This is a genomic window from uncultured Flavobacterium sp. (assembly GCF_963975005.1).
In the GTDB taxonomy this organism is placed as follows: domain Bacteria; phylum Bacteroidota; class Bacteroidia; order Flavobacteriales; family Flavobacteriaceae; genus Flavobacterium.
In genome coordinates this window covers 13,629-37,948 of the sequence record NZ_CAXBFR010000015.1, presented here as the reverse complement: position 1 = coordinate 37,948, position 24,320 = coordinate 13,629, and the positions used below count along the sequence as shown (strand labels likewise).

General features: G+C 29.7%; 24 protein-coding genes. 2 read left to right on the top strand and 22 right to left on the bottom strand.

What is annotated here, in order from left to right; translation table 11 throughout:
* Together AACZ53_RS03400 and dprA are read right to left on the bottom strand one after the other, a co-directional pair.
* Nucleotides 1-572: phosphoenolpyruvate carboxylase (locus AACZ53_RS03400; RefSeq protein ID WP_339834799.1), on the bottom strand; the 572-nt coding region annotated here is incomplete at its 3' end.
* Between the two features lie 119 nt (nucleotides 573-691).
* Nucleotides 692-1,801, bottom strand: coding sequence for a DNA-processing protein DprA (gene dprA / locus AACZ53_RS03395; protein ID WP_339834796.1), 1,110 nt, complete (start codon nucleotides 1,799-1,801; stop codon nucleotides 692-694).
* Nucleotides 1,802-1,946: 145 nt separating this feature from the next.
* Here dprA and AACZ53_RS03390 point away from each other — a divergent pair, with 145 nt between their 5' ends.
* Nucleotides 1,947-2,885, top strand: a complete 939-nt coding sequence (locus tag AACZ53_RS03390; protein ID WP_339834793.1) for an SPOR domain-containing protein — start codon at nucleotides 1,947-1,949, stop codon at nucleotides 2,883-2,885.
* A 65-nt stretch (nucleotides 2,886-2,950) separates the two neighbouring features.
* Nucleotides 2,951-3,460: an acyl-CoA thioesterase gene (locus AACZ53_RS03385; protein ID WP_026717705.1), complete on the top strand. Its 510-nt coding sequence runs from the start codon at nucleotides 2,951-2,953 to the stop codon at nucleotides 3,458-3,460.
* Nucleotides 3,461-3,495: 35 nt separating this feature from the next.
* Here AACZ53_RS03385 and AACZ53_RS03380 read toward each other — a convergent pair whose 3' ends face one another.
* The 20 genes from AACZ53_RS03380 to AACZ53_RS03285 all read right to left on the bottom strand — a co-directional run bounded on the left by AACZ53_RS03380 (nucleotide 3,496) and on the right by AACZ53_RS03285 (nucleotide 24,281).
* On the bottom strand, nucleotides 3,496-4,779 hold the full coding sequence (locus tag AACZ53_RS03380) for a peptidoglycan DD-metalloendopeptidase family protein (RefSeq protein ID WP_339834791.1): 1,284 nt from the start codon (nucleotides 4,777-4,779) through the stop codon (nucleotides 3,496-3,498).
* Nucleotides 4,780-4,782: 3 nt separating this feature from the next.
* Nucleotides 4,783-5,556 carry a DUF4292 domain-containing protein gene (locus tag AACZ53_RS03375; RefSeq protein ID WP_339834789.1) on the bottom strand — a complete coding sequence of 258 codons (774 nt, stop codon included), beginning with the start codon at nucleotides 5,554-5,556 and terminating at the stop codon, nucleotides 4,783-4,785.
* Nucleotides 5,557-5,558: 2 nt separating this feature from the next.
* Nucleotides 5,559-6,152 (bottom strand): CDC27 family protein, encoded by a 594-nt coding sequence (locus AACZ53_RS03370; RefSeq protein WP_339834786.1) that lies wholly within the window; start codon nucleotides 6,150-6,152, stop codon nucleotides 5,559-5,561.
* Nucleotides 6,153-6,169: 17 nt separating this feature from the next.
* Nucleotides 6,170-6,898, bottom strand: a complete 729-nt coding sequence (locus tag AACZ53_RS03365; protein WP_339834784.1) for a tetratricopeptide repeat protein — start codon at nucleotides 6,896-6,898, stop codon at nucleotides 6,170-6,172.
* 11 nt (nucleotides 6,899-6,909) lie between these two features.
* On the bottom strand, nucleotides 6,910-7,920 hold the full coding sequence (locus AACZ53_RS03360) for a sugar phosphate nucleotidyltransferase (RefSeq protein WP_339834781.1): 1,011 nt from the start codon (nucleotides 7,918-7,920) through the stop codon (nucleotides 6,910-6,912).
* 86 nt (nucleotides 7,921-8,006) lie between these two features.
* Nucleotides 8,007-8,441 carry a dUTP diphosphatase gene (gene dut / locus AACZ53_RS03355; protein WP_339834778.1) on the bottom strand — a complete coding sequence of 145 codons (435 nt, stop codon included), beginning with the start codon at nucleotides 8,439-8,441 and terminating at the stop codon, nucleotides 8,007-8,009.
* Entirely contained in the window at nucleotides 8,438-9,907 is a 1,470-nt protein-coding gene (locus tag AACZ53_RS03350; RefSeq protein WP_339834776.1) for a polysaccharide biosynthesis C-terminal domain-containing protein, read from the bottom strand. The genes dut and AACZ53_RS03350 overlap by 4 nt, the downstream gene beginning before the upstream one ends.
* 32 nt (nucleotides 9,908-9,939) lie before the next feature.
* Complete coding sequence (locus AACZ53_RS03345; protein ID WP_339834773.1) at nucleotides 9,940-10,830, bottom strand: GNAT family N-acetyltransferase; 891 nt, start codon at nucleotides 10,828-10,830, stop codon at nucleotides 9,940-9,942.
* Nucleotides 10,830-13,166: a prolyl oligopeptidase family serine peptidase gene (locus AACZ53_RS03340; protein ID WP_339834770.1), complete on the bottom strand. Its 2,337-nt coding sequence runs from the start codon at nucleotides 13,164-13,166 to the stop codon at nucleotides 10,830-10,832. The genes AACZ53_RS03345 and AACZ53_RS03340 overlap by 1 nt, the downstream gene beginning before the upstream one ends.
* A gap of 87 nt (nucleotides 13,167-13,253) precedes the next feature.
* A complete protein-coding gene (gene atpG / locus AACZ53_RS03335) occupies nucleotides 13,254-14,111 on the bottom strand; it encodes an ATP synthase F1 subunit gamma (RefSeq protein WP_339834767.1) in 858 nt (285 codons plus the stop codon).
* Nucleotides 14,112-14,195: 84 nt separating this feature from the next.
* Complete coding sequence (gene atpA, locus AACZ53_RS03330) at nucleotides 14,196-15,770, bottom strand: F0F1 ATP synthase subunit alpha (RefSeq protein WP_026717722.1); 1,575 nt, start codon at nucleotides 15,768-15,770, stop codon at nucleotides 14,196-14,198.
* Nucleotides 15,771-15,809: 39 nt separating this feature from the next.
* On the bottom strand, nucleotides 15,810-16,343 hold the full coding sequence (atpH, locus tag AACZ53_RS03325) for an ATP synthase F1 subunit delta (RefSeq protein ID WP_339834764.1): 534 nt from the start codon (nucleotides 16,341-16,343) through the stop codon (nucleotides 15,810-15,812).
* A gap of 2 nt (nucleotides 16,344-16,345) precedes the next feature.
* A complete protein-coding gene (locus AACZ53_RS03320) occupies nucleotides 16,346-16,837 on the bottom strand; it encodes a F0F1 ATP synthase subunit B (protein ID WP_339834761.1) in 492 nt (163 codons plus the stop codon).
* A 75-nt stretch (nucleotides 16,838-16,912) separates the two neighbouring features.
* Nucleotides 16,913-17,113, bottom strand: a complete 201-nt coding sequence (gene atpE, locus AACZ53_RS03315) for an ATP synthase F0 subunit C (RefSeq protein WP_339834759.1) — start codon at nucleotides 17,111-17,113, stop codon at nucleotides 16,913-16,915.
* Nucleotides 17,114-17,153: 40 nt separating this feature from the next.
* A complete protein-coding gene (gene atpB / locus AACZ53_RS03310) occupies nucleotides 17,154-18,236 on the bottom strand; it encodes a F0F1 ATP synthase subunit A (RefSeq protein ID WP_339834757.1) in 1,083 nt (360 codons plus the stop codon).
* Between the two features lie 470 nt (nucleotides 18,237-18,706).
* On the bottom strand, nucleotides 18,707-18,937 hold the full coding sequence (locus AACZ53_RS03305) for an AtpZ/AtpI family protein (RefSeq protein ID WP_339834755.1): 231 nt from the start codon (nucleotides 18,935-18,937) through the stop codon (nucleotides 18,707-18,709).
* Nucleotides 18,906-19,316, bottom strand: coding sequence for a polymer-forming cytoskeletal protein (locus AACZ53_RS03300; RefSeq protein ID WP_339834753.1), 411 nt, complete (start codon nucleotides 19,314-19,316; stop codon nucleotides 18,906-18,908). Before AACZ53_RS03300 ends, AACZ53_RS03305 begins: the two co-directional genes overlap by 32 nt.
* A 5-nt stretch (nucleotides 19,317-19,321) precedes the next feature.
* Nucleotides 19,322-21,937 (bottom strand): gliding motility protein, encoded by a 2,616-nt coding sequence (locus AACZ53_RS03295; protein ID WP_339834751.1) that lies wholly within the window; start codon nucleotides 21,935-21,937, stop codon nucleotides 19,322-19,324.
* A 134-nt stretch (nucleotides 21,938-22,071) separates the two neighbouring features.
* Entirely contained in the window at nucleotides 22,072-22,767 is a 696-nt protein-coding gene (locus AACZ53_RS03290) for an ABC transporter ATP-binding protein (protein WP_026717731.1), read from the bottom strand.
* Nucleotides 22,768-22,811: 44 nt separating this feature from the next.
* Complete coding sequence (locus AACZ53_RS03285; protein ID WP_339834749.1) at nucleotides 22,812-24,281, bottom strand: DUF5687 family protein; 1,470 nt, start codon at nucleotides 24,279-24,281, stop codon at nucleotides 22,812-22,814.
* Nucleotides 24,282-24,320 lie beyond the last annotated feature (39 nt).

The window sequence follows — 24,320 nt, the reverse complement described above, 5'->3', positions numbered from 1 at the left end:
TCTTGTTTGATGAAAGGTGTTTTTCCTAATTGTGCTAATAATTCTTTAATAGAATGTAAGTCGTTTTGTCTAATAGCATTTGTCAAATCTGTTATAATTCCTAAAACAGAACCTGGATAAAATTGTGTTGGATGAGCTGTTAAAACTGTTCTAATTTTAAAGTTATCTAAAAATTCTTTTAGTTCTTCATGTTTATTCTTTTGCTCTGCGTTTTCCTTCATATCTCGCAACGAGCCTCTTCCTTCCAAATTATTTACAACAGCAAAACCAGCGTCTTCAATGGCATCAAAAAGCACTACTTGACGCTCAATATATTGTATAAATCGAAACATTAACGATTCCTTTTCTTGCTGGGTTGGATTATCTAAATATTTAGCAACAAAAGCATCAAAAATTTGTTCAGGGCTTTGATTTTTTTTAAATCCGTTTTCGCAAACTTCAGAAAATAAAGGTAATAAAACACCTGTGTTATTTATTTCATCAAATGGTAAAGTGATGAAAACACTATTGTAAATGTTATATTTGGAAGCGACATTTTGATTAAATCGCTCAATTTTTGGCAATGTATACATGAAAAATAAAATTTGATACCAATTTACGATTTTAATTTTTAAAAATGAATTAATAAAATGTGAAGGGTTTTTAGAATCTGAAATGGGTTCAGCTTAACAAAGATTCACGTAAGTTTTAATTAAATCGCTTCAAACAATTTTCCGGGTAAAGGTCTTATTACTCCCTTTAATTCCATGTTCAATAAAATGGATGAAATTCTGAATACTGGAAAATCGCATTCTAAAGCAATTATATCCATTTCCTCTTTTCCTCTTTTTAATAAGTAATCGTAGACTTTTTGTTCTTCTGGCTCAAGAGAAACAAAGAGTTGTTTCTGAATCGATTTCGTTTCTTTTTTACCTTTTTCTAATTCCCAGTTCAAAATATAAACTATATCAGCTGCGCTTGTAAGTAAATTGGCTCTTTGGGTTTTTATTAAATTATTACAACCTTGACTCAATTTATCGGAAGTTCTTCCTGGAACTGCAAACACATCTCTATTATAATCGTTGGCTAACATGGCTGTAATTAAGGAACCTCCTTTTTCGGCACTTTCAATTACAATTGTGGCTTCGCTCATTCCAGCTACAATTCTATTTCTTTTTACAAAATTTTCCTTTTCAGGATTTGATGTGCTCCAAAATTCGGTAAGAAAACCACCATTCTGTTCCATTTTAGCTACATATTTCTTATGTACTTTTGGATAAATTTGGTTTAAACCATGAGCAAATACACCAACCGTTTGTAATCCTAAATCCATTGCCGCTTGATGAGCAATAATATCAACTCCATAAGCAAAACCACTAACAATTACTGGATTTAAAGGCGCTAGGTCTTCTAGTAATTTTCTACAAAATTCTGTACCATAACTTGAGATTTGTCTTGTTCCAACTATACTAATAATTTTTCGATTTTGTAAATCAATATTTCCAGATTGAAATAAAACTAAAGGACTATCAATACAATGTTTTAAACGTTCTGGATATAATTTATCTTGAAAATATAATGTTTGTATTTTTTCTTGTTCGATAAATTTTAATTCGGCTGTAGCTTTATCAAAGACGGACTTGTCTTTGAGTTTTTTTGTTAAAATAGATCCAACACCATCAATTTTTTGAAGTGTTGTTGTTTTCTCTTTGAAAATGTTTTCGGCAGAACCACATTGATTGATGAGTTTCTTTGCCATGACATCTCCAACTCCTTCAACTTGTAGTAAGGATAAGGCGTAAAATAATTCTGTTTGGCTCATATAAATAAATTGGCTTCAAAAATAAATATTTTTTTGAAGTTATAACACATTGTTAATAAACATTTTGTAAAATATTTTAGTAAATGTTAATAAATATAGTCTGATAAGTTTTGCTTTAATGCCATAAAATTTTTTCTTTGCTACTATGAATATTAACAGTCACATATCTTCTTTGTTGTATCGTTACCAATGCGTTACAGTTCCTGGTTTTGGTGCTTTTTTAACCGAAATTCAGTCTGCACAGCTTAATGGTAGTGCTGTTACCTTTAATCCACCTACAAAAGTTGTTTCTTTTAATGCTAATATTAAAAACAATGATGGCTTATTGGCTAATCATATTGCATTAACTGAAAAAATTAGTTACGAAGAAGCTGTTACTTCTATTTCAAATGTAGTGGGTTCTTGGATGGAGAAATTACAAACTAGAGAAACGCTTTCCATTGAAAACATTGGAAACATTAAACTTTCTAGTGAAATGACTTGGTTTTTTGAGCCAATCAATAACACTAATTATCTAACAAGTTCTTTTGGTTTATCTAACTTTATTTCTCCTTCTATAAAAAGAGAAGAATTGAAAAAAATTGTGGAAGAATTAGAAGAAGTTGCACCAATAATTTTTACTCCAGAAAAGAAGAAAAACTATTCTTATCTAAAATATGCTGCAGCAGCTGTTTTGTTTTTTGGTTTAGCTGGAACTTTTGGTTACAAACAATATTATGATACTAAAATTGAACAAGAGACTTTATTAGTTGAAAAATCTGTTCAAGAAAAAGTACAAAACAAAATTCAAGAAGCTACTTTTTTTATTAATACTCCTTTACCAGAAGTGAATATTGCCGTTGAAGAAGATACAAAAAACTATCCCTATCATGTTGTTGCTGGAGTTTTTAGCAATGAACAGAATGCTAAAAATGCTTATGCTGATTTGATACAACAAGGTTTTAAGGCAGAATTAGGTCCAAAAAGCAATAACGGAATGAATCCTGTTTATTTTCAAAGTTTTGTTGATTATAGTGAAGCAAAATCATTTTTAGATAAAATGAGAAATACTTCTAATAGCCAAGCTTGGTTATTGATTGACTAATGTTTTTCTTAACAACATTTTAAGCACAAAATATCTTATTTCCTTTATCTTTGTCAAAAAAAAGAATGGAACCAAGAAAAGCTGCACAATCTTTAACAATTTTAACGGATTTAGTATTACCAAGTGAAACAAATCCTTTAAACAACTTATTTGGTGGCGAATTATTAGCACGTATGGATAGAGCGGCTAGTATTGCTGCAAGACGTCACTGTAGAAGAATTACAGTTACTGCAAGTGTTAATCACGTAGCTTTTAATAAATCAATTCCTTTAGGAAGTGTTGTGACTGTTGAAGCCAAAATATCAAGATCTTTTAATTCTTCTATGGAAATTTATCTTGATGTCTGGGTGGAAGATAGAGAAAGTGGTAATCGTTCTAAAGCCAATGAAGCTATTTATACTTTTGTAGCAGTTGACGATTCTGGAAGACCTGTTCAAGTTCCTCCCGTTGTACCTGAATCAGATATAGAAAAAGAACGTTTCGAAGGTGCTTTGCGCAGAAAACAATTAAGTTTAGTCTTAGCTGGTAAAATGAAACCCCATGATGCTACTGAATTAAAAGCATTATTTACATAATAAAAAAAGAGAGCAATTGCTCTCTTTTTTTATTCTTATAAACTCAACCAACTGGATGGATTTAAAGTAGTCGTGTTTTGAGTTACTATAAATTTCATAGTTGTTTTTCCATCTGAATTGGTATGGATTTTTCCTAATCTTTGTTTGATGGAAACATTATCGCCAACAGAAACATTTAACGATTCTATATTCATATATAAAGTAATAAAATCACCATGTCTAATATAAACTGCATAGTTATTTGCATAAATAGATTGAATTTGAATTACTTCTCCTCCAAAAACAGCTCTAGCATATGAACCAGCTTGTGTTGTAATTTCAACTCCACTATTATGTGTGGTTAAGTTTTTATGTATCGGATGTGGTTGGTCTCCATAAGGCAACGAAATATATCCTTTTTCTACTGGTAATGGTAATTTACCTCTATTGGCTTTAAAATTATCTGAATCTACTTTGCCTTCTGCATTTAAAATAAATTTAGAACTTGTCACACTACTTGCAGCTGGTGTTGTTTTTACAGTACTTGTGGTTTTAGTTGAAGTATTGTTCTTTTTGGCTTCAGCTTTAGCTTTTTCTGCTGCTCTTTTGTTTGCCGCAACAATTGCATCCGCAATAGTCTTTTTAATTTGTTTATCTATATCTCTTTTCTCTTTCTCTTTTTTATCAATTTCAGCAGAATATTTCTTTTTATCTTTTTGGATGATTTTAACCAATTTTTCTTTTTCTTGCTTTTGTCTTTCTAGTTCTTCTTTTTCTTTAGCTGTTTGAACAATTACTTTTTCTTTCTGCTCTTTTTTTGATTGAAGAGCAACAATAGCTTCATTTAATCTTTGTTGCTTAATCTTAATTTCTTCAGCTTGTGATTTTCTAAATCCAGCATATTGTTTCATGTATTGAATACGCTTATAGGCTTGATAAAAATTTTGAGAAGACAAAACAAACATAACTCTGCTGCTTTGTGAACGACTTTTATAAGCTTTCACAATCATACTTGCATAATCAGATTTTAAAATTTCTAATTCTTTTGTTAAGCTTTTTATTATATTTTGATTCTTTGCAATATCATTTGAAATATATTTTACTTGCGTTTCATTCGTGTTGATTAAATTTTGACTTAATTTAATTCTAGCATTTTTTTCCTTAATTTCTGTTAAGACTGAGGTTTCTTTCTTTTTTTCAATCTTCAATAAACCATTGTATTGAAGAATAGCATTTATGATTTTTTCTTTCCTAGCTTCTAATTCTTGTTGCTTAGAAATTTGTGCCCAATTTAATGTGCTACATAAAAGAAATGCTATAATAACTATTTTTGACTTCATCTATTATTGTTGTTTAATCTCAACTTGTTCGTAATCATCTGGAATAGAAAATGGAAAAGTTATTTCAGGATTGATTTCAACTTTTTTATACTCAACATCTATTGAAACTTTATTTTTTTGACTTGCTTTAATGTTCATCTCTTTGGGAAAGATATGATCATCAATCAGTGTATGAGAAATATAATTAATTTCTAAACTCTTTTCAGCTGAAATTTGATTAATAACTTCTTTTTTTAGTAAAAACCTTCCGGCTTCAAAAGCATATTGTTTTTGTATGTCTTTTGGTTTTTTTTCAGATAGTTGATACATATTCTCTACTATTTGAGACACGAAAACTTCTTTCGAAATCTCATCTAAAGCTTTTCCTAACAATAAATTTTGAACTTTTTCAAAATCCAAATCTGTTCCTAACCAATTGCTTAATAGAATAAAATCACCTTCAAAATAAGTACCGTTTACCTTTTCGTAATAACTCACTTTTGTTGGTGTAATTAATGCTTTTGCCACAGGAAAACCTAAAAACTTAATATTAATCCAGATAATTTCATCTTTTTTAATTCTAATATCTGCACCAATAGATTGTCTGTTTTTTATGTCTTGATATTTTACATCTGTTCTTATACTTAACGTAGAAAAGTCTTTAAAATTATCGTTGTGCCCTTTTACAATTTCCTCAACCTTTACTCCTTTTGAAGCTTTAGCGTTGGAAGTCAATTGGGTTGTTTTACAAGAAACAAAAAGCACTGAAAGAAATACGAATAGAAAAACTTTCTTCATTATTATTTTACGTTTTGACTTTTGGATAAATACATTTCTTTCTTTTTTAAATCTCCTGATTTTTCGTAAGATTTGGCTAATTGTGTGTAAAATTCTTTTTCTAAATTAGGATTCTCTACAACATAATCAACACCTTCTTCTAATTTACTTATTGCTTCTTTTGTTTTGTTTAAATTTAATAAAGCTATACCAGAATAAAAATATAAACTAGCTTGAGTTGGATATAGTTCTAATTGTTGATTAGCATATTTATCTACTTTATCATATTGCTTTTTCTGAACTAATAATTGCATTAGAAACTCAAAACTTTCAAAATCTTCTGGTTGATTTTCTATACTTTTTTCAAAATAAAAAACAGCTTCATCTAACTTATTTTTCTTTAGAAAATATTTAGCAACCTCTTTGTTTACATTTATTGATCTGTCTTCATCTAACAACGTAATTGCTTTCTCTAAATTGTTTGAAAATTCATTATTATTTGATGCAAATATCAGAAACTCATTAAAAACTCTATGTTTTATTTTAATATCGATTTTAGCACTTTCTAAAACTTTAAACAGTGAATTTGAAGCATTTTGACCGTCATTGTTATTCAAGTAAAATTTAGTTAAACTTACGTGAGCCCAATCAGAATTTGGAATATTTTCTGCAATTGTTTTGCAATTTCAAACGCTTTTTCTTCATTATTTGATTCCGAATATTGGTAAATTAAATCAATATAATTTTGTTCAACTAACGGGGATTTTTTGATAGCCGCTGCTAAATCATTTTTTTCTGGCTTATTAAGTTCAGGTGTTCTTTCAAGTTGCAATTTGTAGTATTCCATGGTTTGCGACAAGTTTGTCGTTTGTTCCATATCATTTAATAAAGATAAAGCCTTATCTTTTTGGTTGGTGTACATATATAATGAAACTAAATCATCTTGAAAATCTTTATTAAATTCAATTAATTTAGACACAATTCTGATAGCATTATTGTAATCTTTTGTTTCATAAAAAACATCATACAAGCCATTCCAATACCAACGTTCTTTTGGATTTAAATCTATTGCTTTTTGAAAATTATTTTGGGCTTCAGCATATTGCTTTAAGGCAAAATAATTTTTTCCTAATTCATGATAAATAACTGGGTTGTTTGCCTCTTTATCTAAACATTTTTGCAAAGAAATGATTGCTCTGTCATAATTTTCAATAGCTTTTTGAGTTAAAGCATCATAAAAATTATTTTCAAAAGCATCGTCAACCGCAGCAATTTCTTCTGGATTTGGCGTTTCTTGAGCAAAAGACACTTGATTATAACCAAAAGTTATAAAAAGAATCAAAAATGTTATAAATCTATTCATTAAGTTATATTTTATTCTAATACCGAATAATCTCCAATACTAATACTAGTAAAGTTTCCGTCAAATGATGCATGATTACCTATCATTGCATTATCTAATTTTGCGTTTTTTATATGTACATGTGTTTGAACCAAACTATTTTTAATCGTTGAATCAATTACGTGACATCCTTTTCCCAAAGATACATTTGGTCCAACTGTAGCGTTAATTAAAACTACATCTTCACCAATATAACAAGGAGGAATTATGGTTGAGTTTTCTTGTTTTACATCATAATCGATTAAATGTTCCCCATCATTATGTAAAAACCCAAGCATTCTTGTATTTGTATCAACGGTTACGTCTTTGTTTCCGCAATCCATCCATTCGTCCACTTTGCCTGGTACAAATTTCATGCCCTTTGCCATCATTTGCTTAATTCCGTCATTAATTTGATATTCTCCACCATGAATGATGTTGTTATCTATGACTAATTGCAGCTCGTCTTTCAAGACAGCAACATTTTTGAAATAATAAATTCCAATCACAGCTAAGTCTGAAACGAATTCTTTTGGTTTTTCAACTAATTCAATGATTTCTCCATTATCATTTAAGTTTACAACGCCAAAAGCTTCTGGTTTATCTACTTGTTTTACCCAAATTACGCTATCTGCATTTTTATCTAAATCAAAATCAGCACGAATTAATGTATCAGCATAAGCAATAACTGCTGGTCCACTTAAAGAATCTTTGGCACACATAATCGCATGACCAGTTCCTAAAGCTTCATTTTGATAATAAATTGTTCCTTTTGCTCCTAATTTATGGGCAATTGCTACTAATTCTTCTTCTACTTTTTTACCAAAACTTTCGTGTATGATAAAAGCTACTTCATCAATATCTTGATTTAAAACTCCTGCAATATCTTCCACTAATCTGTGAACGATTGGTTTCCCTGCAACTGGAATTAATGGTTTAGGAACTGTTAATGTATGAGGACGAAGTCGTGAACCACGACCAGCCATTGGTACTATTATTTTCATTTTTTATTGTAAGATTTAAGGATTGAAAGATTTAAAAATTACATTTCCATAATCTTTAAATTTTTTAATCTTTTAATTATTAAATTTTATTTAACTCCTGTACTTCCAAAACCACCTTCTCCACGAGATGTTTCAGATAATTCTTCAACTTCAATCCATTCTGCTCTTTCATGTTTTGCGATGATTAATTGAGCTATTCTTTCTCCATTTTCGATTGTGAATTCTTCATTGGATAAATTTACTAAAATTACTCCTATTTCTCCGCGATAATCGGCATCAACTGTTCCTGGAGAATTTAGTACTGTAACTCCTTTTTTAGCCGCCAAACCACTTCTTGGACGAACTTGTGCCTCATAACCTATTGGTAATTCAATGAAAAGTCCTGTTTTTACAATGGCTCTTCCTAGTGGTTTTAATGAAACTGATTCCGTTAAGTTCGCACGTAAATCCATTCCTGCAGAAGCAATAGTTTCGTAATTAGGTAATGAATGTTGTGATTTGTTGATTATTTTTATGTTCATTTTCTTTTGATGATTTTTAATAAAACTTGTTTTTCATTACTGTAAATATAGTAGCCAAAAAAGATTATGGCTAAAATACCAAAAATATAGGTTTCTCTAAATATTTCGACGTAAAAAGATATTCCGGACAATACTATTGAAATTCCTAAATAACTCATTATTTTCTTCATGTCATAAGGAATTGGATAATACTTATTTCCAAGATAATATGAAATTAGCATCATTGTTGCATAGGCTGAAATTGTTGCAATTGCACTTCCCATATAACTCCAAATTGGAATTAATAAAAAGTTTAAAGCTAGAGTAATTATAGCACCAACAATTGAAATGTACATTCCCATTTTTGTTTTGTCAGTTAGTTTGTACCATACAGAAAGGTTATTATAAATTCCTAAAAAGAAATTAGCTAAAATTATTAATGGAACAACTTTCATGGCTTCCCAATAAGAAGCATCACGAATAATTAACATTTTTAAAACATCAGCAAAGACAACAACAACTAATAGAATTACCGAACCAAAAACAACAAAATATTTTGTAATATCAGCATAAGTTTTGCTAGCATTTTCATTAGATGAGTGACTGAAAAAGAAAGGTTCAATACCAAGACGAAAAGCAGTTGCAAATAATGTCATAAACAAAGCCAATTTATAACAGGCTGAATAAGCACCAATTTCGGTTTTCGCAATGTTTTCTGGCAAAATATAATCTAATAGAATCCTGTCAAAAGTTTCGTTGATTGCAAATGCAATTCCGGCAACCATTACTGGTAAACTATATCGCATCATTTTCTTCCAAAGTTCGGTATCAAAGTGCCAATTCATTTTTATATAACTTGGAGAAAGTAATACAAAAGTGGCAAAACTAGCTATAATATTAGCTACAAAAATGTAACCTATTTGAAAGTTTTCAAAATAAATTGTGCTAATAAAACTGTTTGGAGAACTTGCTGCTAATTTGGGTAACCAAAGCAAGAAAAATAAGTTTAAAAACAAGTTTAAAGCAACGTTTCCTACTTTAATTAAAGCATAAAACACAGGCCTTTTTTCTGCTCTAAGTTTTGAAAAAGGTATGATTACTAAAGCATCTAAAACTAAAATCCAAATGGTATAAACTATGAATTCAACATCAATATTACTGGCTTTTGCTAAATAATTTCTGCCTAATAAAGCCATAATTAAAAATGCAATTGATGACCAAAAAAGAGAAATGGTTGATGTACTTACAACATTTTTATTATCTTCTTTAGAAAAGAAACGAAAAAAACTAGTTTCCATTCCGTAAGAAAGTATAACATTAAAGAATACTAACCAAGAAAAAATAATAGAAACTTCACCATATTCTTTTACATTTAAAACTTCAGGATCAGTGTATAAAGGCACCAAAATAAAACTAAACATTCTAGGCAGAACTGTTGCTAAGCCATAAATTGCGGTTTGTTTAAAAAGACTTTTATATACACTCAAATTTTTTATTTTAGATATTGAAGCAAAAGTAATTAATTCTTTTCTTTATTCCTTGATGGAAAAGCAATCATTGGTTTTTCTTTAACGTTTTGAAGATTTTTAATACTTTCTATTCCTTTTATTTTAAAATATAAATTTGCTTCTCCCGGTTTGAGTTGTACTTCTGGAGCTTTATTTACATATTCTTGTTTGGGATTTTCATCTAAAATTAAATCATTTTGAAAGGTTTTAATTCTAGCAATATATTCTGTTTCTGATAACTTTTCAAAAATTTTCTCATAAGCATTAAACCGTACTTTTTCTAATTTAGAATCCTTTGACAAAGGCTTTTTAAAAACAACATGAAAATTAATACCACTCCCACCATCTTGAACACCTGCTACCCATTTTTGATAATAAACAGTTTCTATGTTGTCAGAAAGATCTTTTGAAACTTCTTTTGATGAAGAACAAGAAAAAATTCCAAATAAAAATAATGTGACTATTAATTTCATATCTATTCTTTTTAAATATTTTACAAAGTGAAAACCTTTTGGCACGAAACCATGATTTATATAGAATTTTTGAGCGGCAAAATTAGTTGTATAAGCATCTAAAACAGCCATTGTACAATTATTTTTTATCGCTTTTTCAACCAAATATTCTGTAATAACTTTCCCAATTCCTTTAGAACGGTGATTTGGATGAACTATTACATTGTCTAATTCTAAATATCTTCCACACCATAGTTTTGAGGCTATCCAATATCCTGCCAAACCAATAGTTTCATTGTGTTCTTTGACAATGACTTGTTTATAATTTATAGGCAACATTTCATCTAAAAGCGATTTGTATTTTTCCAAAGTAAAATCAGCATAGAGTTGTTGAATAATTGGCAACTGTTCTAACATTGCTTCTTTGGTAGTTAACTCAAGGATTTCCATTATTTTTCTAATAAGTTTTTGTTGAACAACTCTAAAATTCTTCTGTATTCATCAATCCAAGAATAGGTTTCTTTAAAACCATGTGCTTCCACTGGAAAAACGGCTAAATCCCAATCTTTTTTTCCTAATTCAATAAAACGTTGCGACAAACGAACTACGTCTTGGAATTGTACGTTATCATCAACCATTCCATGCAACATTAATAATTTATCTTGAAGGTTTTCAGCAAAATAAATGGGTGAACTTCTTCTAAAAGCAATAGAATCTGTTTCTGGAAAGTTTAAAATATTCGAAGTATATCCTTGATTATAATGTGCCCAATCCGTAACTGAACGCAAGGCTGCACCAGCTTTAAATTCACCAGGTTCAGTCAACAAAGCCATTAAAGTGGTAAATCCTCCATAAGAACCACCGTAAATTCCAACTCGATTGGCATCAATTCCTAAAGTATCAACTAAATATTTTTTTCCATCCAATTGATCTAATAAATCTAAACCACCCATATGTCGGTAAATTCCAGTTCTGACATCTCTTCCGTAACCATCACTTCCTCTGTAATCAATGTCTAAAATTGTGTAACCTAAATCGGTCAACATATTATGAAACATGAATTCTCTGTGATATGAACTCCAATAATTATGCGCGTTTTGTAAATATCCAGCACCATGCACAAAAATGATTGCCGCTTTGTTTTTGGTTTCTCCTTTTGGTTCGTATACTCTTGCGTAAACTGAATTTCCATCCTGAGCTTTAAATGTGATTACGTCTGGATTTTTCCATGCATAAGCTTCAAACTCTTTTGTAGTTGAGTGTGTAATTTGTTTTAAAGTTGGATTCGATTTGTTTTCTGTAACATATAATTCCCAAGGCTTATTTTTATAAGAATATCGAACCAACAGTTGTTTTTCATTTGGCGATAATTCAACTTCATAAGCACCATCATTGGTTAAAATTGGTGTCGTTTTTTTAGTTTCACTGTCTAATTTATAAAACGATCTGTTTCCAGGATGATTTGTATTTGTAGTAATGTAAAATGTTTTTAAATCCTGTGAAAGTTTAACATCCCTAACTTCCCAGTTTCCTGATGTTAGTTGGGTTTTCTTTTTTGAAGTTAAATTCAAAGTATATAAATGTGAAAATCCAGAAGCTTCTGATTGAAAATAAATTGTTTCATTGTCTTTTAAAAAACCTAAAGTTCCTCCACCATAATTGTAATTTGGAATTCCTGGTCCACCAATCCAAGCTTCATCATGTTGATGGTCTAATTCTGTTATTTCACCTGAAATTAAGTTTAACTCAACAATCCATCGGTCTTTGTTGTCTTGACTTCGTAATTCGAAAACAGCTTTTGTTCCGGTTTTGTTATAAATTGGGCTAACCATTACGACTGCTTTCTCTTCTTTTTCCTTGTCTTTTAAATTTTCATATTCTTGATAATATTCAGGGTAATCCATTATACCTGATAATTTTGAAAATGAAACGTAATAAACAGTGTCTTTTTCGATGTTGTAAATTCCCATTTTGTGTTTGCTCAAGTTATCTATTGATACTTTTGAACGTGCTGATTTGTTTGATGTATAACCATCATCAGTAATAAAATGTTCGACTTTTGTTGGATTTTGTTTTGCATAATCCGACAATCTAAACGTAATAAATTTTCCGTTTGGTGAAGGTTTTAATTGTTCTAAAGAAGATTTTCCGAAATAGATTTCTTTGATTAAAGTTTCATTCTTTTTAGCCTTAAACCAATCGTCTTTAGCTTGATTATCTCTAACAAATTGAAATAATTCGGCTTGTTGTTTTTCTAAATAATTTTTTTCTTTATCTTTATCTTCTGATTCACTTCCTGATTTAAAGTTTGTCAATTGCACTATGGAAAAATCTTTGACATTTAGTTGATATATATTTCTGGATTGTTGGTAAAAAATAATTTCTGGATTGTTACTTCTCTCTATATTATAAATACGTTCTGAAGCTACTATAATCTTCTTGCTGTTCTTATTTTTTCTATTGAAAGCATATAAATTGCCCGCTTTAGTGTAATAAACAATTTCAAATTCTTTTTGGTTGGTATCATTGATTTCAGAAAAATCTTTATCTGTATCTTTTAAAATTTGCGGCTCACCCATTGAAGGATTCCAATAGTAAGTACTGTTTCCAACTTCATTTTTAGGATTCCAATCAAAATAAATAGTTGAGCCGTCAGTAGACCAACGATGATTTTCTGGTTGATTTCCAATAAACTCATTGCCTTTCATAATCTGCTCTAATTGAAGGTTTTGAGCAATTGCACTAAATCCAAATAAGATAAAAAGAGTAAAAATATATTTCTGCATTATATAGGTTTTGGTTTTAACAAATATATCAAATAAAAAAGAGCCAAATTACTTTGGCTCTTTTTTTATAATAAATGTAAATTAATCTTAACTATTTAAAGCTTCAGCTCCACCAACAATTTCAAGAATTTCTCCAGTAATTGCTGCTTGACGTGCTTTGTTATATGTTAATTTTAACTGATTTCTTAAATCTGTTGCATTGTCCGTTGCTTTGTGCATTGCAGTCATACGAGCACCATGTTCTGAAGCAAATGAATCTCTAACTGCTTTGTATAATTGTGTTTTTAATGATTTAGGAATCAAGGTTAAAACAATTTCTTCTTTTGAAGGTTCAAAGATATAATCAGATGAAACTGCTTCACCACCAGTAATTGGTGCTAAAGGCAAAAACTGTTCTCTTTGTACAATTTGAGTAGCTGCATTTTTAAATTGGTTATAAACAATTTCAATTTTGTCATATTCTCCTGCTTCAAATTTATCCATTAAAACTTGAGCAATTGCTGCAACATTATCAAAAGTCAAATCATCGAAAATTGCACTCTTGTTGTCAATTACATTATAATTTTTTCCTAAAACATCATTTCCTTTTTTACCAATAGCAAAAACATCAACTTGTTTTCCAGGATAAGAATTTCCAACTATAACAGCTTGTTTAATAACATTCGTATTAAATGCACCACATAAACCTCTGTTTGAAGTAATGGCAACAACTAATACTTTGTTGATTTCTCTTTGATCTGCAAAACTAACAGCACTATCTCCTTCAAGAGTTGCGCTTAAATTTTGTAATAATTCCGTTAATTTTTCGGCATAAGGCCGCATAGCTGTAATAGCATCTTGTGCTTTTTTAAGCTTTGCTGCAGAAACCATTTTCATCGCAGATGTTATTTGCATCGTAGACGAAACGGAAGTAATTCTATTTCTAATTTCCTTTAAATTTGCCATCTTTTATAAGTAATTAGTGAGTAGTAATTAGTGATTAGTTGCTTTAAGCTAGTTACTACTCACTAATTACTTTTCACTTATAAATTAATATTTTGCTGAAATTTCTTTAGCTGCTGCTCCTAAAACGTCTGTAATTTCATCTGTGAATTTACCAGCTTTTAAAGCATCTAATGTTGGTCTGTTTTTTGCATTAAGATATTCGATAAAATCTCTTTCGAATTCTTTTACTTTTTCAACAGGAACATCTTTTAATAAATTTTTAGAACCAGCATAGATAATTGCGACTTGATCTTCAACTGTATACGGATCATTTACCGCTTGTTTTAAGATCTCAACGTTACGTTTACCTTTTTCAATTACATTTTTAGTTACTGCATCTAAGTCAGAACCAAATTTAGCAAATGCTTCTAATTCTCTATATTGAGCTTGGTCTAATTTTAATGTTCCAGCTACTTTTTTCATTGATTTAATTTGTGCATTACCTCCAACGCGAGATACAGAAATACCAACGTTAATTGCAGGACGTACACCTGAATTAAATAAATCTCCATCTAAGAAAATTTGTCCGTCAGTAATCGAAATTACGTTTGTTGGAATATATGCAGAAACGTCACCCGCTTGGGTTTCGATAATTGGTAAAGCTGTTAATGAACCTCCACCTTTAACGATTGGTTTCAATACGTCTGGTAAATCATTCATGTCTTTAGCAATCTCATCATTTGCGATTACTTTACAAGCTCTTTCTAATAAACGAGAGTGTAAGTAAAAAACGTCTCCAGGATAAGCCTCACGTCCTGGTGGTCTTCTTAATAAAAGAGAAACCTCACGGTAAGCTACAGCTTGTTTAGATAAATCATCATAAATGATTAATGCAGGACGACCTGTATCACGGAAATATTCTCCAATTGCTGCTCCAGCCATAGGTGCATAAACTTGCATTGCTGCAGGATCAGAAGCGTTTGCTGCAACAATGGTTGTATAAGCCATTGCTCCTTTTTCTTCTAAAGTTTTTGCGATTAATGCAACCGTTGAAGCTTTTTGCCCAATTGCTACATATATACAATATACTGGTTGACCAGCATCGTAAAATTCTTTTTGATTTAAGATGGTGTCAATACAAACTGTAGTTTTTCCAGTTTGACGGTCACCAATTACCAATTCACGTTGTCCTCTACCTACTGGAATCATAGCATCGATAGCTTTGATACCTGTTTGTAATGGTTCAGTTACTGGTTGACGAAAGATAACTCCAGGTGCTTTTCTTTCTAATGGCAATTCATATAAAGTTCCTTCTATTGGTCCTTTTCCATCAATTGGATTACCTAATGTATCTACAACACGACCTATTATTTCTTCTCCTACTTTAAGAGAAGCAATACGTTGTGTTCTTTTTACATTTGATCCTTCTTTGATTCCTGTTGATGGTCCTAAAAGTACCACACCAACGTTATCTTCTTCTAAGTTAAGAACGATAGCTTCTAAGCCGTTATCGAATTGAACTAACTCACCATATTGAGCGTTAGATAATCCGTAAACGCGCGCGATTCCATCTCCTACTTGTAGAACAGTTCCTACTTCTTCTAACGTTGCACCAGATTCAAAACCTGATAATTGTTGCTTTAATATTGCTGAAATTTCAGCTGGATTTATTTCTGCCATTTTATTTATAATTTGTACACTCTTGAGGTGCAATAAATATTAATAACTAAATTCTCTTTTTAAATTTTGCAATCTGCTTGCTACAGATGCGTTGTATTGTTGATCACCCATTGTTAAAATAAATCCACCAATGATAGATTCGTCAACAATGTTTTCTAAAGTGATTTTCTTATTTGAAAACTCTTTAATTTTTGCTAAAACTTGTGATTCTAAATCAGTAGTGATTGGAAAAGCAGTTGTAACTTTTGCAATCTCAACACCGTTTAATTCATTTACTAATGCTTGAAAATCTGAAGCTATTGTTGGCAATAATTCAAATCTTTTGTTAGCTAATAACAATTGAAATAAACTTTTAGTTTCTTTTTGTGCAGCCGCAAAAATTGCTACTAAAGAAGAATATTTAACTTCTCCTTTAATAATAGGGCTTTGTAAAAAGTTTTTTAACTCTCTACTATCTTTTACAGCATTTACTATCGAAGTCATATCGTTAGTAACATTGACTGTATTATTGTTTAGTTGTGCAATATCAAGTATCGCTTTTGCGTATCTTATAGCTGCTCTTGTACCTGCCATAATTAGTTTAATTTAGCATCACCTAACATAGTCTCAACTAATTTAGTTTGAGCTTCTTTGTTAGCTAATTCTCCTTTTAATACCTTTTCAGCAATCTCTATAGAAAGTGCACCTACTTGATTTTTTAAATCAGCAATAGCAGCATTTTTCTCACTAGCAATTGATGCTTTAGCTTGTTCGATCATTTTTTCTCCTTGCATTTGAGCTTCTGATTTTGCATCGCTAATCATTTTTTCTTTGATTTCACGTGCTTCTTTAATCATAATATCTCTTTCTGCTCTAGCTTCAGCTAATAACTTTTCGTTATCTGCTTTAAGGTTTTGCATGTCTTTCTTAGCGTTTTCTGCAGCTAACAAAGCATTATTAATCGAATCTTCTCTGCTTTTTACAGCTCCAAGAATTGGTTTCCAAGCAAGTTTCCTCATTAATAAGAAGAAAACAATAAAAATTAGACTTGTCCAAAATATTAAACTTTCTGGTGAAGTTAAATTCATAATATATATATTTTACTTTTTGTTTCTTTTTTTAAAAAATCTTCTCACAACCAACCGTTGTGAGAAGATGATTAATTAGTTAGCGATTAAAGCAACTACTACAGCGAAAAGTGCAACACCTTCGATAAGAGCAGCAGCAATAATCATTGCTGTTTGAATTTTTCCAGCAACTTCTGGTTGTCTTGCCATAGCATCCATAGCAGATCCACCAATTCTTCCAATCCCGATTCCTGCTCCAATAACAGCTAATCCAGCACCGATTCCAGCTAATACCATAATAAAATATTTATTTAGTTAATAATTAATAAAACTCAATTTAGTGATGATCATGTTCTGCAACTGCCTGACCAATAAACAGTGCTGACAACAAAGTAAACACGTATGCTTGCAATGCTGCAACTAATAATTCCAAAACACTCATAAACAATACAAAGGCACCAGAAACTGGAGAGATCCATGTTGTTTTGAATATATATATTAATGAAATTAAACTTAAAATAATAATATGCCCTGCAGTAATGTTTGCGAATAAACGAATCATTAATGCAAAAGGTTTTGTAAACATTCCAATAATCTCTACTGGTATCATAATAGGGTATAATGCTTTTGGTACTGGTGGTGCAAAAATATGACCCCAATAATCTTTATTAGCATTAAATGATGTGATTAAAAATGTTATAAATGATAAAACAAATGTAAAGTATATATTCCCTGTTAAGTTAGAACTAAATGGGAAAAATGGAATAAGTCCAAACATATTATTAATCCATATAAAGAAAAATATAGTTAATAAGTAAGGCATAAATTTAGCGTATTTTTTTTCTCCAATATTTGGAATAGCAATGTCGTCTCTAACAAAGATTACTAATGGTTCTAAGAAACCTGCTAATCCTTTTGGAGCCATATTGTTTTTCTTGTAAGATTTTGCAAGTGAATAGAATAATAAAAATAATACTATTACCGAAAGCAACATTGAAAAAACGTTTTTTGTAATAGAGAAATTTAAAGGTCTTGCACTAAAATTAAAGGCACTCTTATCATCTTCGCTTAAATTTTCGAATTTGTCTGCATAATAAATCACTTCTTTGTATTTTACAAACTTCTCCCCGTTCTTTTCTACAATATGTAAACCGTTATCGTCATGATGAAATTCAGAAGAACCAAATATTGTTAATCCGTTTTCAGACCATAAGATTACAGGTAATGAAACAGATATTGGATGCCCATTCCAATCAGCAATGTGGAAATCATGAGAATCACCAATATGCGAATTAATTAAGTCCGTAGCATTAAATTCTTTCTCTGCTTCTTCAATACCATGTCCAGCAATACTTTTAGTCGAAGCTAATAATAAAGTAGCTAATAAAACTATGTTCAATACTTTTCCAAAAATCTTCATAACTATATTTAGATAAAACAGTGTTTTAATTTTTTTGCAAAAGTACATTATTAATTAAAATAATAAAAGTTATTGCTATAATTTTTACGTTTTTTGTCTTTTACTCTTTTTTGTTCAATAATTTTATCAAAAAAACACTTTCAATTATTAAAAAAACAAAGTAACAAAAGAAAAAACTTAAGGTGTCTGGAATTTTGTTATCAAAGGCAGATTTTATCAAAGGCATCAAAAAAGAGACCGAAAGCGCCATCTTAATTATTCCAATTCCTAAAAAAGTGTACCCTACGTAATCACTGAATTTATCATAAATAAAATAAAGGATTCCAAGTCCTACAAAAGTCATTATAAAATTGAAAAAATAAATGTTTTGTATAGGGATAAATACCTCTATGTTTCTAATTAAAAAATAATGTATTGAACCGATAATTAATGAAATAATCAATAAATAGGCTACTGAAATCAAAAACTTTTTAATCATTATCTATGGCTTGAATTTTTTTTAAATTTCTAAAAATACTATACAACGAAATAAATATAGAAATTAATGATAATAGTATTATAAACAAAGGGCTTAAATTAAATTTTGCATCAAGATAATTTCCAAAAAAAACTCCTGCAAAAATAATTATTCCCATTTGAAAAGGAATGTTTAAAAAAACCAACCATTTATTAGGCTGTTTTTTCTTCTTGTTTTGATTCATTTTTTACTTCATTGATGTTTTTAATTGAACCTTTCATGCTGCAAGTTGCTGTAAAATTCGCTCCAGGTTCAACGCCAAGTTTTCCAACTACAACATCTCCTTTAATGTTTGCATTAGATTTAACATTTAAGAGTTCAATTGCTTCAAGTTTTCCAAGAAATTTACCTTCAACATCTATGTTTAGACACTTTACATTTCCTTCGACAAAACCACTTGGGCCGATAACTAATTTGCCTTTTAAAGTAATGTTACCAATTAAAGTCCCGTCAATTCTTACATCAGAATCAGAAACTAAGTCTCCGTTTAATTGTGTTCCTTCTGCAATTCTATTCATTTTGCCAAAAAGGCCTTCTGCTGGTTTGGTTTTTTTATCGAACATGTTTTTTATTTTAGTAAGGATAAATAAATATCCCAATTTTTCTTAATTTGAACAACCATATAATTGTCTGATGAAATTACATAAGCTTCATCATTTACTTTGTAATCTTTATAATCTTTTAGTAAAAATAGTGTCGATTTTGCTGATTCTTTTGATTGAAAACCATGAACTACAATAAAATTTGCTGAATCATTATACAAATCATTTGATTTTTTTACTAAAACATCACTTCTGTCTTTTATAAACTTATCTAATTTTACATATAATGCTTCAATTTCAGAAGTTGACATGTAGTTTTTTGGAAAAACTATTTTCCATGATCCATTAGTGTCTTCTTTAAACTCTAGCTTTTCAAGACTAGGAATGTTTTTTGACAAAATACTTTCTGCTTGTTTTCCTTCGTTTGCGTTTGGATAGTTTAGCGCTACAAAATTCAATGTCTTTTTATAAGCTTCTATTCCTTTTAATCTTGCTGAAATTTGAGCTTTTAATAATTCGAATTTGGGCGCAATTTCGTCTCCTGTATATAAATCGATATATTCATTGACTTTTACATAAGATTCTCTAATTTCTCCATTTTCAAAATCTTTATATAATTTTGCATAAACAGCATCTGGTGACTGATTATCTTCATTATCTTGATTTGGATTTAGAAGTATTTGAGCATATCTACTTTCTGGATATTCTGAAATAATTTGCTGTTTAATTTCATTAGCCTTTGGACTTCCAATGATTTCATATATTTTAAACAAATTATATTTTGAAGGCAGAATAAATCGTTCTTCAGGTTTATTGTCTAATAATTTTACAAATTTAGAAGCAGCTAATTTATACTCTTTGAATTTTTCTTTGTAAATATTTCCTAATTGATAATCGGCAAAATCTCTGTCTTTTTTTAAACTGTCTAGTACTTTTAAATCCGAAGGTAGTTGACTTGTATAAAACTCAACTTTGTAAGCTGGGTTATCTACAACTTTTTCTTCTTCTTTTTCCTCAACTACATCTTTGTTGTTGTCTTTAGCGTTAGATTTATTACTAGAAAGTTTACTAAAACGCCAATTGTCTTTTAGTTCTCTTTTACCCCATTTTTTCCTGAATTCAGATTTTCCAAAAGCTAAATTAGTTGGACTATAAAAATAAAAACTACTTGTTTGTGCGTCGTTTCCTCCAATTGATGGTGGCGCAAATTTAGACTTACTTGCCTGACTTACATCTTCACCTGCAAGAGATTGATTATTATTTCCTATTACTGCAGCACCATTTGATTTGTTCTCTTCAATTAAAGCTAATCGTTCTAATTCTTTTTGTTTGATTAAATCTTGAACTTTAAGTTTTTCTATGTGTTTTGAATAATATTCATTTTTAGCCTCATCAGAAAGTCCGACTACATATAAGATACTATCATTTGATTTTGAAATAGCTTCATATTTAATTACATCATCTAAATTTTGTCTCTTTTTAGCAATAGCCCTATATTCTCTAGTTCTATCATTTAACTTTGTTAGAGTACTATCATAATACTTACCTGCTTTTAGATATTCCGCATTATAAAAATTAATTTCAGCAATATTTCTATAATTTGAAGCAGTTAAATATTTATCAGCTGTTTGTTTTCTTAGTGACTTATTATAGTAAGTAACGGCTTGTTTGTCATTACTTTGTTTGTCATAAAACAAGGCAATTTGGTGATTAATAACATCCAAAAAAGGTCTGTTTTCTCTATCTTCAAGAAGTTTATTGAATCTTTCTAGAAAAACTAATGTATCCCCTTTTTCATAATCAAATTGTTGTGCTAATTTTGCATGTGCCTGAATAGTGTATTTTCTTGGAGCCTTTCGCTTCATTGCGATAACTTCTTTATAAGCCATTGCTGCACTATCTGAATGCTTTAAATCTTCATAAAGTTGACCAATAATAAAAGTATATCTTGCTTTTTGATCGTTAATTTTTGTCTTTTCTTTGGCCTTCTTAAGAACTATTAGGGCTGTATCTTTTACCCCTAAATTCATGTAAGCTTGGGCTAACATTGCTGATGCATTTGCTAAATCTTGCCCTTCAATTTTTTTGTCTTTTAAAAGTCTTTTTAAATTATCCGCAGCAACTTGATCGTTATCTAATCTAATGTTGATTTTTTCTCTCCAAACTTTTGCTTCATAAATTTTATCGCTGTTTGGGTATTTGTATAAAACATAATTAAAAGCTTCTAAAGCCGGAATGAATCTATTGTCAAAATAACGAGCTTTTCCTAGTAAGATGTATGCTTCATCCATTTGTGAGTTCTTTTCAGAACCACCAATATTCATAGAATGTTTTTGAATAGCTTTGATTGCTTTATCTTCAGCACGTTCAAAATTTGGATTTTTTTCTTCACCAGGAAGCATTTCTTCTTCATCTTCCTGCATATATTCTACAGGTAAAACATCCCAAAAATCATCTTGATAGGTTGTGCCTAAGTCTTTTAAACCTGTTTCTAAAGCAACATCACCGTTATATAAAATGTTATATTTGGCAGTTTTGGCATGAAACGTTCTGTTTATAAATCTATCTTTCTTTGTTGAACAAGAGATGATTAGAAGTATAATTGCTACTATACCAAAATATTTATATGTATTAATTTTCAAAGTAAAATAGTTTATAATTCATAACTGAAAATTTCAGTTTTTAGTATATGAACTCGTAAAAATACGTTTTTTTTAGAAGTATGAAAATATTTCTGCCTATTTGGGTAAAACCCGATGAAAATTTATGATTTAGCTTAAGCCGAAAAGAAAGCTTCTAGTTCTTTTAATGTTTCTGTTGTTGGCACTAAATCTTTTACAACATTACCTTTTTCTAAAACTACAATTCTGTCTGAAACCTCAACAGTATGTTGTAAATCGTGACTTGAAACTAAAACAGTAGTTTTTTTATCTTCAGCTAAAGTTTTGATGATTTTCTTTAATCTAATTTGGGTTGTAGGATCAAGATTTGCAAAAGGTTCGTCTAAGATTATTACTTCAGGATTTCCTATTAAAGCACCTATAATTCCAGCTTTTTTTGCGTTTCCTTTTGATAAATCTCTTAGGTATTTTTTATTGTTTAGAATTTCACCATTAAAAAAATCTTCATAATTTTTCAAAAATGAGTCTACATCAGCTTTGTTCCAACCACGAAGCTCACCTATGAAATAGAAATATTCTTCTGGTGTAAGATAGCCAATTAGAAAGCTTTCATCAATAAATGAAGAAGTGAATTTTTTCCATTCTTCACTTGTGTTTATTTGAATATTGTTTGAAGTTATTCTTCCAGTTGTTGGTCGAATTAAATCTAATAGTAAACTGAAAAAAGTGGTTTTTCCTGCTCCATTATTTCCCACTAATCCAAAGCTTTGTCCTTTTGGAATATCTAATTGATTGATTTGTAGAACGGTAGTTCCGTTGTATGTTTTTTTAAGATCTGAAACGTGTATCATCTTTTTTGTTTTTAGTGAAAGGTAATTGGTGATTAGTTATAGATTTAACTTTTTTGTTTGTAAGCGTGTAAGGTTGCGTATTTTTCTTTTTTATAAATGGCTTCAATCATTTTAAACACTTTGTTTTTAAAGGCAAATCCGATTATTCCAGCTATAACAATAAAAACATATCCATAAATTGGACTAAATAAAAAGTGCCCTAAACTATATAAGGCGATTGGTAATAACAATTTTGGTAATGAAATCAACATTGTTTTTACATTAAACGCTTTTTTATCTCCAAATGCTCCTTTTGCTGAAGTTAAATCAATTGGTGTTTTGATAAATGCTCCACCTAATAAGATTAAATGCGAATTAATTCCCATATTGAAAACCGCACAAGCTAAAATGGTTAAATAAGCTTCCCAACCAAAATATAGATAAAATGAAGCTAATAAAGTTGAAATAATAGTTGCAATAATAATCAACCACCATTTTGCTGATAAGTAATCTTTATAAGTAATGTTTTGAGTCATCATTAAAGGATAATAAGAACTATCCCAACTTGGTACAAATTGTCCGAATGTGAATAAAAAACCTCCTGAAATAAATATTCCAGCAAATACTTTCATGAATGGATTGTCATACGTTTCAACAGCACCAGCAAAAAATAAAAGGCCATAAAAAAGAAATATAAAACTCATTAAAACAGAAGTTTTGGCTCTTTTATTTCTTTTAATTAATCTGATATCATTTTTAATGAAAATTGAAACACTTCCTAATTTGTCTAACCAAGAATAGTTTTCTGTAGTTGCATTTGATTCTTTTAAGGCTAAACCTGCATCTAAATATAAATTAGATTTAAAAAATTTGAATGTAAAATAATATAAGCCAAACACTAGTAGAAATGGAATTAATACTAAATAGCTCAAGTTATAAAATCCTTCAAAAAACGAACTGGTATAATTTGTAATGTCGAAAATATTATAATATTGTAACAATCCAAAAGCAGCAAAAACTCCAATTACGGCATAAAATACACTATCTTTTTTATCGATTAAAATGGCAATGAAATTATTAGCGTAGATAAAAAACAACATACTTAAACCCCAAAAGATAGCATTTATAGGGGCAAATCCTTCTTTAATTAAAACTAACGTGAATGGAATAAAGAAAAACCAATGCAAAAAATTAAAAAAAGATAAGATTGTTTTGCCTAAAGTATAATGAACAATGTTGTTTTTTTTGATGTTTTGATTTAGAAAAGGTCTAATAGTTAACGTTGGCATTTTCTGCAGAAAAAACCGAAAAAGCAAATCAAAAACCAAGTAATAGATAATGAATTTATTTACTGTTGGAAATGGTTTTAATCCTGCTTTTTCAAGCAAAAAATAAGAACCAACTCCTAAACCAATAAACATAACCATAAAATACAATGCTCCAAAAGCCATTAAAATCTTTAAAGCCAAGTTGGTAGAAAATGAAGCTGATCTAATAAATGATCTCCATTCTAATTGAATAAATTGTTTTATCATGGTTTTGGTTAATTAGTTTGTGGTTGCTAATTGGTAGTG